Source organism: Methylorubrum sp. Q1 (assembly GCF_004683995.1).
Classification (GTDB): Bacteria; Pseudomonadota; Alphaproteobacteria; order Rhizobiales; family Beijerinckiaceae; genus Methylobacterium.
Map to the genome: position 1 here is coordinate 1 of NZ_SRHQ01000099.1, position 591 is coordinate 591.

The 591-nt window shown below is 71.7% G+C and carries 1 pseudogene; it reads right to left on the reverse strand.

The features are described 5' to 3' along the window. Positions 1 to 591, reverse strand: a pseudogene (locus tag E4V01_RS25435) (sugar transporter); the annotation flags it as partial.

Below are 591 nucleotides of genomic sequence, written 5' to 3' on the forward strand. Positions count from 1 at the left end.
TAGATCGAGGCGCCGGCCGCGATGGGCGAAGCCACGGTCGAGAACACGCTCAGCACCTTGCCCAGCTCCGCGAACGGCGAACTCGACACATAGACGAGGTCGCGGTTCCGCATGCGGAAGCTCTGGGTCAGGAACATCCCCTGCGCGTCGCGCAGGTTCACCCGGTACACCACCGGCACCTGCGGCGAGGACAGCAGCGGCGAGTTCGGCCGCAGCCGCCGCACCACCGCCGCCGGCTCGTAGCGGAAGATGAACACGCCGGCCGGATCGGCCTGGATCTCGCGCAGGCCGGAGGCCCGCGCCAGCGCCTGCGACAGCGTCAGCCCGTCCGCCGTGAACGGCACCTCGGTGGTGTTGCCGAGCGCACCCACGGCCAGGAAGGTCTGCGGGTCGCGCACCAGGGTCAGCGTATCGTTCGGCCGCACGAAGATGTTCTCGCGCGGGTTGGCGACCACTGTGGTCATCGGCACGGTGACGGTGCGGTTGCCGCGCGACAGGCGCACGAAGGTCTCGGCCACCGGGGTGCGCACGCCGCCGGCCTGGGCGATGACGTCGAGCAGGCGGTCGCCGCGGCCCGAGAGCGGCACGCGC